The following is a 16,839-nucleotide window of genomic DNA, read 5'->3' on the forward strand; positions in this document are numbered from 1 at the left end:
AGCTCATCGACTGACTCACACACGCCTGGAGAATGACATGAAGCGCTTATTTCGCAAATATCACCGTACCCTTGCCATTATCATTTTTTTGCCATTAGGTTTGACCGTCATTACCGGAACGTTAGTCACTCTGACCCGCGAATGGCATCTTAATTTGGGCATTCCTGCCAGTTTATTGTTGAGCATTCATACGGGCGAAATTTTTCACCTCGAAGGGATTTATCCATTGCTGGATGGCATCGGTGCTCTCGGATTATTGGTTACAGGACTGAGCATGACCAGTTTATTTAACAAAAAGCCAGTCAAGGCTAACAAAAATAGCAATCAAGCCTAATTGAAGAGATTGGCAAGCCAATACTATCCCCATTCTGAGGGTATGTCAGGCGATCGCTGTACCGCACTGCAAGTATTTTATTCTGCCGTAAGTTCCTCAGTATTGAAATAGGTATTGAAATAGATCGCGATCGCTTATGAACTAAGTCAGGTTTGTTTTCAACTGCTTGAGAATCGCCTCAAATGCGGCTGGCGTCGGCATTTTTACAGCGGCTACGATCTGGTTGCCGAGGTCGATCCAACCTGCTACTTTGGCAATCGTATGATTGACGGCATCTAATCGTTGAACTTCATGTTTTAATGTTTGGGTCGATTCCGTCAAAGTAGTTGCCGCATTCTGAATCTGGGATAGATCGTTCTGTGCGGCTAAATCACTCAAGTTTTGGCTAATGCGATCCATCTCTTTCGCCTGTTTTCGGAAGGCTTCTCTATCATCGTGACTCAGGGCTGACGAAGAATTGGCTTGCTGACGCAGCACCTGACCATAGGCTTCAAATTGATCAGCAAGATCATACAAAACAGACATATAGCAATTCTCAATGGGGTGATGTACAAGTTGTTGAGAGAGAGTACCGGGCAATTATGGTTCAAAGGCAAGTTGTAATGCTTGAATTGTTTCTTCCAGGTCAACGGTATAGTCTGCAATCATATGATTTAACGCTGCTTCCGTTGGCATGTCTCCGGTGCTAAATTGCTGTTTTAACTGATGATGTTCAGCTACCAGTCTTCGTAACAAATCCACATAGTGTTGAGCAGCCTCTCGTCGTTGCCGAATCGAGTCTCTCCGATCGCGCCACTCGGTATCTAAACTCAGAATGGTGGCGGTTAAAGACTGCGTATCTCCTGCGGTTCGTTCTCTAACGAGCGCTTCGATATAGGTTCTGTAATACTCATCGATCGCATGTTCTTCAAATCTAAGTTTGCGTAAATAGTTACCCTCAAGAATCTGAGCGATAGTATCTACCAACGCACCAAACTGCGTATCAGTCTCAACCACAACCTGTTGAATCACTCGTGTGCGAGAACGATTTTGAATGGCACGCAGTGCGCTGCCCAATAGGTCAAGCACTCGAATTCCATGGTCTCGGGACGTTCTGATCTCGGCACTGGCAACCTGATTCAATCCTTCAAGCGGGCTATTTTGTAGAGAACTTTGAAGGGCATTAATGCTCTCTAGATTGACCGTGCGATCGCTGGCAAGCTGCCCCAAAGATGTCAGGTAAGTAATCAATACCGTATGCGTTGCCATCAGTCCATTGCCGATCGCTCTACTGTTTTCACAGTCTTGCAACGCCTGGGTGCGATCGCCAAATACAGCTGAGACAGCCGCCGCAGCCGCATCATTGTCAGGAAGTGTCGCAGGATGGTCGAGGCTAATGGGTTGATATTCCGCCGATCGCACACAAGACGCATAAATATCATTGGCGATGTTAGGAAATTGTTCAGCCGCCTGATTTGCCAGCGCCGAAAATTCTTGGATGGCGACCAAATTGGCATTCCTGCCACAGCCATGACTGAGTAAGGCGAGTGGAAGCAACGAGATAAAAATGGCTAACGTTTGGGATGAAGACATACTGTTGGGTTGGGGGCAGAAAAACAGATAACCGGGTAGTGAGAGTCGCACCCCGAAGGAGTGCGACTCTCACTACCCGATTGGGATTGCTATGGAATCAGATAGATTGATCTGTGATGCTTAAGAAATCAAGTCGTGATTTCTAACCGTTGTATCTGGATAATTGCGCTTGAGTCCGTGTTGAATCCATGTCAAACAGTCGTGTTCGGTATGAAATAGTTTGGGTGCGGCAATATTATTCAATTCCTGCGGCGGATAGTGATCATAAAAATATTTCCCTGACTCCTGCACCACGATGATCAGGTGATGTTGGTAGATATATCGATGTTTGAAATAATCGCTAGACTGCTCGATATCTGAAGCTTGAGTGAGATGCTCCTGAGCAATCTTTAAAATAGTATCGAGCTGATCAGCATACAACCCTGCCGGATTTTCGAGTTTGTGAAATCTACCTTTATGACCCTGCTCAGATAGGAGTAAATAGGAATAGATCGTTTGCTGATCTACCCCACCATAGATGAAGGGAATGATGAGGTATCCCTTACAAATCGAAGAGTGTTCGTAAAGTAACCGATTCACTACAACCTCCATCTATTTTTTAGAACTATATTATTGGAGCGAATTATGGCGTCTCTACAGCATTTTCTAAGGTGACGAGGTACCAGAAACGGGATGCAGGGATGAAACGTTAACCGCAGCTAAGCCATTAAACTCGCTAAAATTCGCGCACACGCCTGAATTCCGATAATCAATAAGGGAAAGGCAACGCCTGCTAACCCAACCCAAGCCAAAATAATGCCCACCAGCCATTGAAAAATCTGCATGGGACGACGTTGGCGATCGCTCACGGTCAAAATAATTTGAGAACTGAGCGCAAATAAGACGGCACCCCCAATGCCAAATACAAAACTCCAGGAAAACCAGGGTTCATTGGCTCTTTCGATCGCACCAAAGACGGGGAAAAAGACAAAGCAAAGTAACTCTAAGGCAAACCAGATAGCTAAACAGATCAGAAAATCTTGTTTGGTATGTTGGTTGATAGACAGGTGCAGACGTTGGCGCATAGGGTGTTTATTTTCAGGGATAGGTGTCCATAGTCTAAACCGTAGCGGAAGCATCGCTCAAGGGAGATTTAATTTTTGAATGTATAAAATTTGTCTGGTATTGCTTAGCCCAGCCCAGAACGAACGCCATAGAATAGCGTTAGCACCTCGGTGTTGCTGATTTTGGGGATAAGGATCTTTACCAGAGTATTAAAACCCACAACTGTTTTGGGAGAGTGCGGCAGAGCCGCACTCTCCCAAAACAGTTATTCAAGGTATTTTGATGAAGATCCTGAGTTTGACTGTAAACCCTTCGGATTCACGCTCAACTTCATCCCGATATTCAACAATGTCAGGGCTTCTTTATTATTGGCAATCCAGATGACGGCTATCGATTCTTCCCCATCGCCTGCTTCTCCCTCTGCTCCACGTCGCACCGTGCGACAACCCTGGCTCTTGATCGGGTGGGCAATGTTGACCTACGGCTTTTTGAATTTACCGATCGCCGTGTTGGTGATCATGAGTTTTAATCACTCTCGCATTTTGTCATTGCCATTTAAGGGGTTCACGTTCAACTGGTACCACATGGCAATTAACGATGCCCCTTTGCAGGTTGCCTTGCTCAATTCTCTCAAAGTGGCATCTATGGCAACCTTGTTGGCAACGGGGTTTGGTCTACTGGCAGCCTTTGCCATCTATCGCTATCAATTTTTCGGTAGGGCTGCCTTTCGCATTTCTCTTAATCTGCCGATTTTGCTACCGGGGATCGTGACGGGTGTGGCGATGCTGGCGTATTTTTCGGATCTGGGCATGGATTTGTCGTTGTGGACGGTGATTTTAGGTCATGCTGTTTTTGGCTTGCCTGTTGCTTTAGGACCCATGTTGACGCGTCTTTCCCAGTTTCCTCGGAGTCTCGAAGAAGCGGCTTATGACCTGGGAGCCAAACCTGCCGAAGTCTTTACCACTGTGATTTTTCCCTACATCCGCAGTGCGGTGGTTGCGGCTGCTTTACTGGCGTTTACGCTCTCGTTTGATGAAGTGGTGGTGACTATTTTTCTGACGGGACGAGACAATACACTGCCCATGGAAATTTGGGGTCGATTGCGCACCGACATTACCCCAGAAATTGCGGCGATCGCCACTCTCGTTCTCGCAGCCAGTACGATATTAGTATTGTTGAGCCAGGGGGCAACCTTGAGGGATAGCGCATGACAACCGATAGCATTGTGTCTTTAGATCGGGTCAGCAAACTATACGGTAAGGGCGACGCAGAAGTCTACGCCGTCAAAAACGTTTCCCTGGACGTTCAACCTGGCGAGTTCTATTCCCTTTTAGGATCCAGCGGTTCTGGCAAAACAACCACATTGCGGTTAATTGGGGGCTTTGAAATTCCTGACTATGGCAATGTGTTGATTGGTGGAGACGACGTCACCACCCAGCCCCCCTATCGCCGCAACGTTCATACGGTGTTTCAAAACTATGCGCTGTTTCCCCATCTCAGCGTCATTCAAAATATTGCTTATCCACTGACGATCGCTAAAGTGGCTGCTGCCGAAATTGCTGACCGAGTCCAAGAGTCGCTGGCAATGTTTCAGATCAAAGCCTTGGGCGATCGCCGTCCGGCTCAGTTATCGGGGGGGCAGCAACAGCGGGTTGCCCTGGCACGGGCGCTAATCAGCCGCCCAAAAGTGTTGCTACTGGATGAACCGTTGTCGGCACTGGATGCCAAAATTCGCCAGGAAGTTCGTCAAGAATTACGCGATTTGCAACGTCAAACCAACCTCACCTTTATTTACGTTACTCACGATCAGGAAGAAGCACTGGCATTAAGCGATCGCATTGCCGTGATGCATAATGGGCAAGTCGAGCAAGTCGGTACCCCCAAAAATATTTACACCTGTCCGGCATCTCAATTTGTGGCGCAATTTATCGGCAAAGCCAACTTCTTAACGGGTAGGGTGGTGAAACTTACAGGAGATCACGTCGCGATTGAAATCAACGGGGTCACGGTTCAAGCAACGGCACCCAATTATCGACCGACCCCAGGCGAAACCGTGACCGTCATGATCCGCCCAGAATGCATTCAACTCCACCCGACTTCTTCCGATCACAACCAAATTTCTGGGAAAACCACGAATATCACCTATATCGGTCAGTTGTTGGAATATCATATTGAAACGGCAATCGGGACACTTTTAGTGACCCAACTCGCTAACAATACACCGATAGAAACTGTACAATTGCTATCCTGGAATACTATTGATTGTATTATTCTCCCTCCAAGTTTATAAGAACTACCGCAATTCTCATTGGTGTAACGTACACGTTGTTGTGAGAGAGCCGCGCGGAGCGCGGCTCTCTCACAACAACCGCAATCTACTCAGGCGCGACGCGCTATAAGGAGGCGTGGGCATTTCAGTGCCCCTTCCGGGCAACATCTCAGTTTTTTGGATATGGTATGACATCTGAAATTCGTTCCAGTTATGTATCTATTCAGGGCAGTCAAATTCATGTACTCGAAGCCGGAGACATGGCATCGCCCAGTGTTTTGTTTTTGCATGGCGCTAGCTTTCGCGGCAGAACGTGGGAAGAATTGGGCACCTTCGATCTGTTAGTCAGCAAAGGATATCGAGCGGTGGCGCTGGATTTGCCGGGATATGGTAGTTCAGCCCGATTTGCCGGACGAGATGAGGAGTTTTTGCTGAGGTTGCTGCCTATCGCAGAGGTAACTCGCCCTGTGCTAGTTTCTCCATCAATGAGTGGTCGCTACAGTTTGCCGTTAGTCGCTGCCCATGCCGATCAGTTGAGTGGCTTTGTGGCGATCGCCCCCGTTGGCATCGATCGCTTTCAGGACAAACTCAAAGGCAACCGATTGCCGACTCTGGCGCTCTGGGGTAGTCCCGATCGCATTGTGCCGGCGCAACAGGCAGATTTGCTGGTTGAGCTGATGCCCAATGCCCGCAAGGTGGTGTTAGAAGGCGCAGGCCACGCCTGTTACATGCGGGCAACGGACGATTTTCATCAGCACATCCTAGAGTTTGTGAGACAGTGTTTCTCTCAATAAGCGATCGCTTATAACGCTTTGATAATCGAATCGTCTACCAGAGCGTTCGTATCGACGAGATCGGGGGTCAGATCAATATCTTTGGCAGTTTGTGCAGCAAATTCCAAACTATCAAAAATGTTCATCGGATCTTGGGGGTTAAATACAACCGCCTTATTGTCCTCAACGTCAAAGAATTGCACGCCGTTCATTTGTTGCAGGGCTTCGTCGGCACTGACACCCAGTTTTTTGGCAATAATGTCGATGGCTTTGGCGTCTTTTTGGTCAATCAGCTGTACCGCTTTATCGATCGCCCGGAAATAAGCCAGCAATTCTGGTTTGCGTTCCGTAATAATGCGATCGCGGGTGACAAAGCCATCGGGAATAATATTGGTGCCTTTGGAGGTAAAGATAATCGTGCCGTCGCCCTCACTGGCAGCCTTGGTTAACCAGGGTTCCCAGGTTACGGCGGCATCGACTTTCTTGGCGGCAAATGCTGTGGCTGCATCCGACGCAGGCATAACCACGAGATTGACATCTGCTTCCGTCAACCCGCCTTGCTCTAAATACTTGCGTAACAACATGATCTGAAACAATAAATCTTCGCGAGCGACTGTTTTTCCTTTGAGATCGGCAGGGCTGTTAATATTGCGCCCCAAGATGCCATCCGAACCGTTGGAATAATCGCATAGCATTAATAACTTCAACCCTTGCTCTCGACTTGCCATGGTAATCAGGTCGGGAATTCCGGTTAAAATCAAATCGACTTTTCCGGTTAAAAATGCTGCGTTAGAGTCACTTTGTACCGGAAAAAAGATCTCTTCGACCTCAACTCCTTCCTCTTGAAATAAGCCCAGTTCATTGGCGACATATTCAGACCCAAACCCCGGCCATTGCGGCACCCCCACCACGAGAGCGATTGCCGGAGTCGATGCCGTGCCCGACAGATCGCTGTCAGGTGTATTGCAGGCAACGATCAGCCCTAAGGGCAGCAAAAACAATAATCCCAGAACGAGTAGCCGTCGAATGGAGGCTTTGAAAATTGACGATAGCATAGGCACCCTCCATAGTTTTATTCATCATCTCGTAGATGATACGCCAGTTGTTCAACAAAGTTGGTGTGGCGTACGCCACATCAACTCGTCTCATCAAGTGTTACTGATTTGCTCGATGCCATTAGGAGTGAGTGCCGCGCTTTGCACGGCACTCACTCCTAATGGCATCGCTGGATTAAGCAATGCCTAGTTTTCTGGGTACTTAGGAATGAGAATTAAATAACTCCGATGATTTGTTGTACGGGCGAACGGCTGTTCGCCCCTGCAAACGATTCAATATTCGATCTTATTTAATCCACGATCCTTAGGATCGTGCACACCGCATAAAGCTTAATTCTGTTGAACATCACGCCCTGATCCAGACGTGAAGTATTAGGCTAAATGAACAGAACCAAATCAAGATAGACCGTTATTGTTTTAGCGATATAGCAGTACGCATCTAGACCAGGACGGGGTAGAGGGGTGGAACCCCTTGAGCGGGGGCGCAGCCCCTGCTCCCCCCTAGTCCTAACGCTTATGTGTAGGGCTATACATGTTTTGGCGTGTTTCATGTCCTGCCATCCCCACTCTCCCCGAGGTTTTTATGGTTTCTACAACAGAAAAATTGATTCACTACCCCATGGTTATTGGCGGTGATTTAGTTTCTACGGGTAGCGAAGATTTGATTGATCCCGCCACCGGAGACGTGTTTGCCACCGTTGCGTTGGGTAGCGCTGCCGATGTCGATCGGGCAGTCGTAGCCGCGAAAAAAGCACAAGCGATTTGGGGCAAGATGTCGTATGGCGATCGCAGTTTGGCACTGTTGAAATTTGCCGATGCTCTGGAGGCAAAATCGGCAGAACTGGCGCGGCTGGAAAGCCAAAATGCTGGCAAAGCCTTAAAGCTCACCGTTAATGGCGATATTCCCTTTTCCATCGACAATTTGCGCTACTTTGCATCGGTGGTGCGGCGGCAAGATGGGGCAGCTGCCGGAGAATATGTTGGGGGATACACCAGCCTGATCCGGCGTGAACCCATTGGCGTGGTCGGTGCTATCACGCCCTGGAACTATCCGTTTATGATGGCAATCTGGAAATTGGGACCCGCGTTGGCAGCAGGGAATGCAGTCGTGCTAAAACCGGCACCCAATACCCCGATTACGACGATCGAGTTGGCAAAAACTGCCCTGGAAGCGGGACTACCCGAAGGCTTGATCAACATCGTCACCGGCGGCGCAGAGGTGGGCGAAGCCATTTGCACCCATGCCGACATTCGCATGGTCAGCTTTACAGGGAGCACACGCACGGGTAAACGCATTGCCGAACTGGCTAGCCCAATGGTGAAGCGGGTGACGCTGGAATTGGGCGGAAAAGCTCCATTTTTGGTATTTGCGGATGCGGATATCGAAGCGGCAGCGCATAGTGCGGTCGTGGGTGCCTATGTGAATTCGGGGCAAGATTGTACAGCTGCCACTCGGATTTATGTGCAAAATGAAGTTTTTGACCAATTTCTCGATCGCTTTGTCGAGCTGTCGAGCCAGGTAAAAGTCGGGCATCCCTTTGCCGACGATACCGATATTGGACCCCTCTCCAGTCAGGCTCAGCGCCATAAGGTGCATGGCTATGTGCAGGACGCCAAAGCCCAGGGGATCAGGGTGGCGCTAGGGGGTGAGTTGCCCGAAGGAGAAGGGTTTTACTATCCGCCGACCATTTTGGTCGATGCTCCGCAAGACGCCAGCTGTGTGCAGGAAGAAATCTTTGGGCCCGTTGTGGTAGTCAACCGCTTTAGCGATGAAGCAGAGGCGATCGCCCTGGGTAATGATATTGCTTACGGTCTGGCGGGTAGTGTCTGGACTGCAAATGTACAACGAGCCATGCGGGTTTCAGCGGCTATGGAATGCGGCACCGTTTGGGTGAATGACCATCTGGCGATCGCCAGCGAAATGCCTCATGGCGGCTTCAAACAAAGCGGCATTGGCAAAGATATGTCTCACTATGCCTTAGAGGAATACACCATCGTCAAACATGTGGTGTTTGATATCACCGGCGATCAGCGCAAAGGATGGCACTTCACGACCTTTGGCAAAGCCGATAGTTAAAGCCTGTCTAGCAAACATTGAGGGTGCGCGCCCACAGGGCGCGCACCCTCAATGCTATGGATTGAACGACTAGCGTTCAGGGTTAGAGCAAGCTTGCGCCATTCGAACACGCTTTGCTTTCTAAAATGTGATTGACCTTGGCGACCAATTCCTCTGGGTCAAAGGGTTTGAGCATATAAGCTTCTGCCCCGACCTTTAACCCATCTGCCTGATCTTTGGCTTTACTGCTGGCAGATAAAAACAAAACAGGGATTTTTTTAGTTTTCGGGTTTGCCTTTACCCGTTCTACAAAGCTATAACCATTCATCCCAGGCATCATCATGTCGCAAATGATTAGGTCAGGAGATTCTTGTTCTAAAAGTGCTATCCCTTGAAGACCATTTTCGGCTGTAGCGACTGAAAACCCTTTGAGCTCCAGGTAATCCCTTGCCAGGAGAATCATGTTGGGGTCGTCGTCAACGATTAAGAGCCGATGGCAGTGATTATCCATAATTTTTATTGAGATCTTGATGCCATGACCAGAACAAAACTTGGGTGCCCCTGATGTTCAAAAGCCTCAGAAAATAGAGAAGACTCACCTAAACAGAATTACCTAAACAGTTTGAATGAAGGATAAGTATTATTGCTGATGCTTTTTTCAACTAAAACCTTTCTTAAGGTTAATCAAGTCTGATCAGAAATTCAAGCGTATTGAAAAATCAGTAAAAATACTTGACTCCCAAGCTGTATTACTCAAAAGTTAGGCACTCGATTGGACTGGATAAGTGTTCTAGAACGCTATGTTGGGCGATCGCCCCTGAGATTGCGGAAGGATCAAGGTCAGTATAGAACGTGTGACTTTAAACACATAACATTCCTGAGTTTACTCGGTAGACAGATTGCAAATTATCTTATCTAAATCATATAGCGATCGCTCCAGGATTGGGTAGGCTGACACGCAATAAACCGACGTTAGCCAGTGACCTCCATGCCACCCCCTATGGGGACGAAGTGTTCTAATTGCCTAAGCCACAGATTTTTTGGGAGCCGCATCCCCATTAAAAAGCATAGATTGCAGATGGGGTAGGGGCTGTGCCCCCATCCCATCTGCAATCTTGCTCAAATACCGTTGGCAATAAGGGTCGAGAGCGAAAGCTGACCGTCGTTTTTTGAGAGCCTTGCTCTGCAAGGCTCTCAAAAAACAACTCGGAGGTCTTTCAGCGTAGGACGTTATGGCAATGAATGGGGTAATTAGGGCAGGGGTGAAACCCCTGCCCCCGTCCTGATTAGCCCTTTGGCTGCTATATGTAGCGGTGTGTATGGTCGTTCAGTACAGAAACGGTGTTGTGGGGCGCGGAGTGCCCCATAACACTGGACTGAATCAATCGGCATAGCGCTATAAATCGGTGTAAGAGACTTTTTATCGTAACCATGAAATCTCTTCAAAGGAGTGCGACTTGTCCTGGCAGGGGGGTCATTTCTGTGGATATACTCACAGCAGCAGGGCGTATGTCCGTCGTTTTGCAAAGCGAATTTCATACGTTCACTGCGACTATTGGTTCCCCTTGAGGCAAATCTTGATTATGGCGGTTCAACCTTCTCCTGCATCCTTTGCCGGTAAGCCTATTGCGTTTGGTACCGATGGGTGGCGAGGCGTCATCGCAGCAGATTTTACCTTTGAGCGACTGATTCGCGTTGCCCCTCTGGCAGCAAAAGCGCTGGAACAGGCTTATGGCAAGGCGATCGCCAGTCGTACAGTGGTTGTCGGTTACGATCGACGGTTTCTTTCTCCTGAGTTTGCTAAAGCAACCGCAGAAGCCGTGCAAGCAGCCGGATTTGATGTAGTGCTATCAGACTCCTATGCCCCAACGCCCGCGTTTAGCTGGGCTGCCAAACAGATGAATGCACTGGGTGCTTTGGTGATTACAGCAAGCCATAACCCGGCAATTTATTCGGGTTTAAAGGTCAAGGGTGGTTTTGGTGGCTCTGTGCCGCCAGAAGTGACGAAAACGATTGAAACCATGTTGGCTGATGGTGAGACGGGCATCATCAAAGACGAGCCTGGGTCTTTCAGCACCTTCGACCCCTGGGATAGCTATTGCGAAGGGCTCAAGGCACGGGTGAATATCCCTCTGATTCAAGAGGCGATCGCCAGTGGCAAACTGACGGTCTTTGCCGATGTTATGCATGGTGCTGCGGCAACGGGACTGGAAAGATTGCTGGGGGTTGCCATCCACGAACTCAATAGCAGCCATGATCCAACTTTTGCAGGCGGCGCACCCGAACCCCTGCCCCGCTACCTCAGCGGCTTATTTGAAGCCATCCAGGGGCATCGCCAGTCGCATCCCGACGGGTTACTTGTGGGTCTGGTATTTGATGGAGACAGCGATCGCATTGCAGCCGTAGATGGACAGGGTAACTTTCTCAGTTCGCAGGTGTTGATCCCAGTTTTGATTGCTCATCTGGCAGAACACCGGGGCTTTAGCGGCGAAATTGTCAAAACTATCAGTGGGTCAAACCTGATTCCACTGGTCGCCAAACTCTACGACTTACCGCTGTATGAAACCCCAATTGGCTATAAATATATTGCCGATCGGATGTTAGAAGCGCAGGTGTTTTTAGGAGGTGAAGAATCCGGTGGCATTGGCTATGGCAACCACATTCCCGAACGCGATGCCTTGATGTCGGCGTTGTATGTATTAGAAGCGATCGTCCAGTTTGGTCAAGACTTGAGCGACCTTTATAGCGGACTTCAGCAGAAAACAGGGTTTTCCTCTGCCTACGATCGCATTGACCTGCCCCTGGCAAATATGGACGTGCGATCGCGTTTGTTAAAACAACTTGAAACCAATCCGCCTCAAGAAATTGCGGGTGAAGCTGTGATTGATCAGTTAGCGATCGATGGGTATAAATTTCAGTTGGCAAATCAAAGCTGGTTGCTGATCCGCTTTAGCGGCACCGAACCCGTGCTGCGCCTCTATTCGGAAGCGAATACCATGGAAGAAGCCCAGAAGAATTTGAAATGGGCAGAAACATGGGCAAAAGCTATTTAGGATCGTGGATTTAATCAGACTGAAAGTTTATGGTTAGAAGCGCGGCGACGCCGCGCTTCTAACCATAAACTTTAATATATGGCAGTCGAGAGGTCGATTAAGGCAAAGGTTGTGTGAGAACCCTCGCGGAGCGAGGGTTCTCACACAACCTCCTGATTTAACCGTCTCGACGGTTGCTATATAGTTCAACCGAGTCCAAACCCAATCCAGGACAGTATCTCCTCACCCCTAATCCCATGCTCACCTCTACCGACTTTACCGGACTGTTTAGCGATCGCTTTTTCAAAAACTTTTTTCCTATTCCAGCTACCAATGATTTCAGCATCGGTTCGCTTGCGCCCCCGTTCCAATTGCTGAACATTCAAACCGGGCAAACCGTCCGGTTATCAGACTATGTAGGCATCAAAAAAACAGATGAAATTGGGCAAAAACGTCCCGTCGTTTTAGCCTTTACCCGTATCTTTACCGAAAAACAATATTGTCCCTTTTGCTATCCCCACATCAAAGCACTGAATGATGCCTATGAACAGTTTGTCGATCGGGGTGCTGAGGTGCTGATGATCACCAGTACAGATCAACGCCAGAGCCAGATTGTTGTGCGCGATCTGGGTTTAAAAATGCCATTGCTGGTTGATCCGGGCTGTCGTGTGTTTCGTAAATATAAACTGGGGCAAGCATTGGGCGCACCGCTACCGGCTCAATTTGTCTTGGATCGCGCTGGAAAGATTCGCTTGCGTCATTTGTTTTCTTTTTTAGACGCCAACGCCGATGTCGAACGCTTGCTTAGCTCTGTTTCATCATTGACACAGAGTTAGGGAATGCCGCGATTTGAGACCAGTTAGGCGAGCTTCAGTAGCGCTAAGGATCGTGAATTAAATAAGATCGAATATTGAATCGTTTGAAGGGGCGAACGGCCGTTCGCCCGTACAACAAATCATCGGAGTTATTTAATTCCTATTCCTAAGAAAAAGCAGATATCCGGATTCTCGCAAGAGGCGATCGCAGATTGTTTGATAGCGATCGTCATTACCACTTTGATGAAATATCTGGATGCAACTGGTCTTTCTGCCATGACAGAGGATTGTTGTGAATATACTGCCGCAGATGGTGTAGAGATTCCTCGTTACGAATAATATGTTCGTAATAATTGCGCTGCCAAACGGAGGTTCCTGATGCATTCCGCATAACGTTGATTTGTTTGGTTGTTGCCGATTTAAATCCCGCAACGAATGATGAAAGAGAATGGGGTCTGCGGTACGCAATTCCATGACGTAGAGACGCACCGTTGGGTAGGGGCGCATCGTTGGGTAGGGGCGCACGGCCGTGCGCCCCTACAGGGTGATGTGCTAAATCAGAGGTTTGAATCAATACAATGGCATGAATGTGATTTGGCATAATCACCCAGACATCGAAATTAATTTCTTGCCGAATATCTTGCGATCGCAGCCACTCATTTGACGCAATCTGTCCGTATTCGCTCAACTGCATTTCACCATTCACAACGGCACCAAACAAACATTCACGTTGATGGGTGCAAATGGTAATGAAATATGCACCCGGAGATGAATAGTCATATCCCTTTAACCGTAGCGATCGCCTGTGATGTTTATCTGGGTTGTATTTCACAATATTCCACCAATGCACCTCATTGATAGAATTCCCATTGAGGGAAAGCGATCGCTATCTGTAGGGGTTTGGCAAGGTTCCTGGTGCATTCCGCATAACGTTGATTTGTTTGGTTGTTGCCGATTTAAATCCCGTAACGAATGATGAAAGGGAACGAGGTCTGCGGTACGCGATCCCATGACATAGGGACGCATCGTTGGGTAGGGGCGCACGGCCGTGCGCCCCTACAGGATGTTGTGGTAAATCAGAGGTTTGAATCAATACAATGGCATGAATGTGATTTGGCATAATCACCCAGGCATCGAAATTAATTTCTTGCCGAATATCTTGCGATCGCAGCCACTCATTTGACGCAATCTGTCCGTATTCGCTCAACCGCATTTCACCATTCACAACGGCACCAAACAAACATTCACGTTGATGGGTGCAAATGGTGATGAAATACGCACCCGGAGATGAATAGTCATATCCCTTTAACCGGAGCGATCGCCTGTGATGTTTGTCTGGGTTGTATTTCACAATATTCCACCAATGCACCTCATTGATAGAATTCCCATTGAGGGAAAGCGATCGCTATCTGTAGGGGTTTGGCATTGCCAAGCCCTACAAATCTCTATCCTTTACCTTTAACCCCTGGAATGTCAGCCTCCACACACAAAACGTTGGCTTTTAAGCAAAATCAATTTTGTTCTCATACCAAATTAAATAGATTAGGGGACCCATCTAAGATTCGGTAAGGGTTTGGCATTGCCAAACCTCTACAGGTATCCGTCACATCTCCCATTCAAATGGATATTGACTCTATCTTTCGCCTTCAAAACGCAAAACTCCGACCTTAGAACTCGGAATTCTGACCTTTTTGCTTGAAACTTCAACCTTTTTACTCCAAGCTTTGACCTTTTTACTCCAAAAATTAAGCTCAGAACCCGGAATGTCGAGCAAATTACTCCAATTTCCAAGCTCTGAGCTTCAATTGTCGTCTTCAGAGGTCAAATGGTCAGGCTTTCTTGCAGGCATTGTAGGTTCTCCCTGCGTTATCACTGAATAATCCCAATTTCAAAAAATAGCACTACAAACGGTCATCTGTAGGCGCACGGCCGTGCGCCTCTACAAGGATTTTTAAATCGAATTTAGAGAATTGGTATAAGGTTATGAGCGATCGCCATCTGGCAACTTATTCACAAAAAATGGGGCACCTGTGCAGGTACCCCGTTTGTTTTAACTCCGAATTTCGTGTTGTTCAATCACTCGTCTGACAGCAGCCTACGCTTTGGAGGCTAGAGAACTAGGAACATAGCCCGCTGATTCTAAATAAGTCAGCACTTTCTCGACGCTTTCTTCCAAGCTTTCTAGATCGGTTCTGCATTCAACTTCAGGATTGAGAGGAGCCTCGTAAGGGTCATCAATTCCGGTGAACTGCTTGATTTCGCCAGCGCGTGCTTTCTTATACAGCCCCTTGACATCCCGTTCTTCGCAAACGGTTAGAGGTGCGTTGACAAATATTTCAACGAAGTTGCCAATCCGTTCTCTGACTTCTTCCCGAATGTTGCGGTAAGGAGAAATGGCAGAAACTAGCACAATGACTTCGTTACGACTGAGCAGGTGAGCCACAAAGCCGATGCGGCGGATGTTTTCATCCCGATCTTCTTTACTAAACCCTAAGCCGCGTGTCAAGTTTTCGCGGACAATATCACCATCTAGAACTTCAACTTTCAGTCCACGCGCACGTAGTTCTTGCTCCACTGCCATTCTGATGGTGGTTTTGCCTGCTCCACTTAACCCTGTAAACCAGATCGTGGCTCCACGCTGCTTTACGCTCATGCTGTTATTACCTCTTCTTTGATGGAAAGTTCAAGTGCTATCTCGTTGACTTGTCTAAGGCGCAAGATTGACTTCTTTAGCTTTTCCGTAAATATACGCGCCTCTAAAGCCCTCTCATTAGTTTACTTGCTCGTCTTTATACAATCTTTGAGTTAACTGTCGATTTGTTAAATTCTAATATGTTGGCTGATCGTTTCACCATCGCGATTTTTTTCTTGCCTTATTGATAAGGACTTTGACTATGCTACGGGCACCTCTGGGATTGTTTTTAGGCGTTACCTACCCGTTTCGGGCATTAATCTTGCTCATCCGGATGCCTCGGCTGTGGGGATATGTGTTGATGCCCATTTTGCTCAATCTGGTGGTGGGCATTATTCTTTATACCGGAGCGTTCGTTATTGGGTTACGCGGGATTGATGCGTTGCTGGCAGATTTACCGATCTGGGCAGGCGATGTATCGCAACAGGTGACGCACCTGCCTCATTGGACGCTGCATTTGCCTGCCTGGATGATGCATTTACCCGCCTGGGTTCCCTCCCTACCCACGTGGCATCTGACGCTACCGGATGGCTGGTTTCAGTTGCCCGACTGGCATCTGCAATTGCCCCAATGGGCTAACCAACTGCCCAATTGGGGGTTGTTATTGCTGCGATGGGTGCTGCGGTTATTGCTGACGGTGTTGTTGTTGCTGGCAACGGGGTTTGTGCTGTTGCAGTTTGGGGTGATTTTGGGGTCTCCCTGGTATGGCAAGTTATCGGAAGAGTTAGAAAAACAGCGCACCGGACACTTACCGATTTTGCCAGATGGCATTGGAAGTGCTGTACGAGATATCTGGCGGGCGGTAATGTATGAATTAAAGAAGCTAGTGTTGAGCCTGAGTGTGGGAGTCGGGTTGTTGTTATTTAACGTGGTACCGGGTGCGGGAACGGCGATCGCCACGGTTGGGGGCATTGCCCTGGCAGCTACCATTGTCTGTCTAGATTTTCTAGATCCGGCGTTAGAACGACGGCGCTTGTCCTTTCGGGCAAAACTCGGCATTATCAGACAGAGTTTACCTGCCAGTGCTACGTTTGGGCTGCTCTGTCTGGTGTTGATTAGCGTCCCGTTCTTAAATTTGTTTGCCATTCCCGTCTGCATTACGGCTGGAACGTTGTTTTTTTGCGATCGCATTTTGCCCATGCAAGACCTGGCGAAAGAATTGAAGCGTGAGGAGTGAAGGGTGGAGGGTGAAGGGTG

Annotated in this window: 17 protein-coding genes; 8 read left to right on the plus strand and 9 right to left on the minus strand. The window is 48.2% G+C overall.

What is annotated here, in order from left to right:
- Positions 1 to 37: 37 nt before the first annotated feature.
- On the plus strand, positions 38 to 334 hold the full coding sequence (locus tag ACR6Z4_RS20520; protein ID WP_479719179.1) for a peptidase: 297 nt from the start codon (positions 38 to 40) through the stop codon (positions 332 to 334).
- A gap of 141 nt (positions 335 to 475) precedes the next feature.
- Here the strand turns inward: ACR6Z4_RS20520 and ACR6Z4_RS20525 are convergent, their stop codons facing one another.
- From ACR6Z4_RS20525 to ACR6Z4_RS20540, 4 genes are all read right to left on the minus strand, one after another.
- Positions 476 to 859: a hypothetical protein gene (locus ACR6Z4_RS20525; protein WP_479719180.1), complete on the minus strand. Its 384-nt coding sequence runs from the start codon at positions 857 to 859 to the stop codon at positions 476 to 478.
- Positions 860 to 913: 54 nt separating this feature from the next.
- Positions 914 to 1,906, minus strand: coding sequence for a hypothetical protein (locus ACR6Z4_RS20530; protein ID WP_479719181.1), 993 nt, complete (start codon positions 1,904 to 1,906; stop codon positions 914 to 916).
- Between the two features lie 120 nt (positions 1,907 to 2,026).
- The gene (locus tag ACR6Z4_RS20535) at positions 2,027 to 2,485 is read right to left on the minus strand and encodes a hypothetical protein (protein WP_479719182.1); all 459 of its coding nucleotides are present in this window, start codon (positions 2,483 to 2,485) and stop codon (positions 2,027 to 2,029) included.
- Between the two features lie 119 nt (positions 2,486 to 2,604).
- On the minus strand, positions 2,605 to 2,970 hold the full coding sequence (locus tag ACR6Z4_RS20540; RefSeq protein WP_479719183.1) for a hypothetical protein: 366 nt from the start codon (positions 2,968 to 2,970) through the stop codon (positions 2,605 to 2,607).
- A gap of 360 nt (positions 2,971 to 3,330) precedes the next feature.
- On the opposite strand from ACR6Z4_RS20540, the gene ACR6Z4_RS20545 reads away from it, so the two are divergent.
- From ACR6Z4_RS20545 to ACR6Z4_RS20555, 3 genes are all read left to right on the plus strand, one after another.
- Positions 3,331 to 4,161, plus strand: a complete 831-nt coding sequence (locus tag ACR6Z4_RS20545) for an ABC transporter permease (RefSeq protein ID WP_479719184.1) — start codon at positions 3,331 to 3,333, stop codon at positions 4,159 to 4,161.
- A complete protein-coding gene (locus ACR6Z4_RS20550) occupies positions 4,158 to 5,240 on the plus strand; it encodes an ABC transporter ATP-binding protein (protein ID WP_479719185.1) in 1,083 nt (360 codons plus the stop codon). Before ACR6Z4_RS20545 ends, ACR6Z4_RS20550 begins: the two co-directional genes overlap by 4 nt.
- Positions 5,241 to 5,407: 167 nt before the next feature.
- Positions 5,408 to 6,013 (plus strand): alpha/beta fold hydrolase, encoded by a 606-nt coding sequence (locus ACR6Z4_RS20555; protein WP_479719186.1) that lies wholly within the window; start codon positions 5,408 to 5,410, stop codon positions 6,011 to 6,013.
- 8 nt (positions 6,014 to 6,021) lie between these two features.
- Here ACR6Z4_RS20555 and ACR6Z4_RS20560 read toward each other — a convergent pair whose 3' ends face one another.
- The gene (locus tag ACR6Z4_RS20560; protein ID WP_479719187.1) at positions 6,022 to 7,047 is read right to left on the minus strand and encodes an ABC transporter substrate-binding protein; all 1,026 of its coding nucleotides are present in this window, start codon (positions 7,045 to 7,047) and stop codon (positions 6,022 to 6,024) included.
- Between the two features lie 583 nt (positions 7,048 to 7,630).
- On the opposite strand from ACR6Z4_RS20560, the gene ACR6Z4_RS20565 reads away from it, so the two are divergent.
- Positions 7,631 to 9,124, plus strand: a complete 1,494-nt coding sequence (locus ACR6Z4_RS20565) for an aminobutyraldehyde dehydrogenase (protein WP_479719188.1) — start codon at positions 7,631 to 7,633, stop codon at positions 9,122 to 9,124.
- An 82-nt stretch (positions 9,125 to 9,206) separates the two neighbouring features.
- Here ACR6Z4_RS20565 and ACR6Z4_RS20570 read toward each other — a convergent pair whose 3' ends face one another.
- Positions 9,207 to 9,614: a response regulator transcription factor gene (locus tag ACR6Z4_RS20570; protein WP_479719189.1), complete on the minus strand. Its 408-nt coding sequence runs from the start codon at positions 9,612 to 9,614 to the stop codon at positions 9,207 to 9,209.
- A 1,072-nt stretch (positions 9,615 to 10,686) separates the two neighbouring features.
- On the opposite strand from ACR6Z4_RS20570, the gene ACR6Z4_RS20575 reads away from it, so the two are divergent.
- Positions 10,687 to 12,156, plus strand: coding sequence for a phosphoglucomutase/phosphomannomutase family protein (locus ACR6Z4_RS20575; RefSeq protein WP_479719190.1), 1,470 nt, complete (start codon positions 10,687 to 10,689; stop codon positions 12,154 to 12,156).
- 236 nt (positions 12,157 to 12,392) lie between these two features.
- On the plus strand, positions 12,393 to 12,971 hold the full coding sequence (locus ACR6Z4_RS20580; RefSeq protein WP_479719199.1) for a peroxiredoxin family protein: 579 nt from the start codon (positions 12,393 to 12,395) through the stop codon (positions 12,969 to 12,971).
- A gap of 211 nt (positions 12,972 to 13,182) precedes the next feature.
- Here the strand turns inward: ACR6Z4_RS20580 and ACR6Z4_RS20585 are convergent, their stop codons facing one another.
- The 3 genes from ACR6Z4_RS20585 to cysC form a co-directional block, all read right to left on the minus strand.
- Positions 13,183 to 13,782: a transposase gene (locus ACR6Z4_RS20585; protein ID WP_479719191.1), complete on the minus strand. Its 600-nt coding sequence runs from the start codon at positions 13,780 to 13,782 to the stop codon at positions 13,183 to 13,185.
- A 54-nt stretch (positions 13,783 to 13,836) separates the two neighbouring features.
- A complete protein-coding gene (locus ACR6Z4_RS20590) occupies positions 13,837 to 14,301 on the minus strand; it encodes a transposase (RefSeq protein WP_479719192.1) in 465 nt (154 codons plus the stop codon).
- A 744-nt stretch (positions 14,302 to 15,045) separates the two neighbouring features.
- Positions 15,046 to 15,603, minus strand: coding sequence for an adenylyl-sulfate kinase (gene cysC, locus ACR6Z4_RS20595; RefSeq protein ID WP_479719193.1), 558 nt, complete (start codon positions 15,601 to 15,603; stop codon positions 15,046 to 15,048).
- Positions 15,604 to 15,844: 241 nt separating this feature from the next.
- On the opposite strand from cysC, the gene ACR6Z4_RS20600 reads away from it, so the two are divergent.
- Entirely contained in the window at positions 15,845 to 16,819 is a 975-nt protein-coding gene (locus ACR6Z4_RS20600; RefSeq protein WP_479719194.1) for an EI24 domain-containing protein, read from the plus strand.
- The last annotated feature ends 20 nt before the right edge of the window (positions 16,820 to 16,839 follow it).

This window comes from Calyptranema fuscum S582, assembly GCF_055793305.1.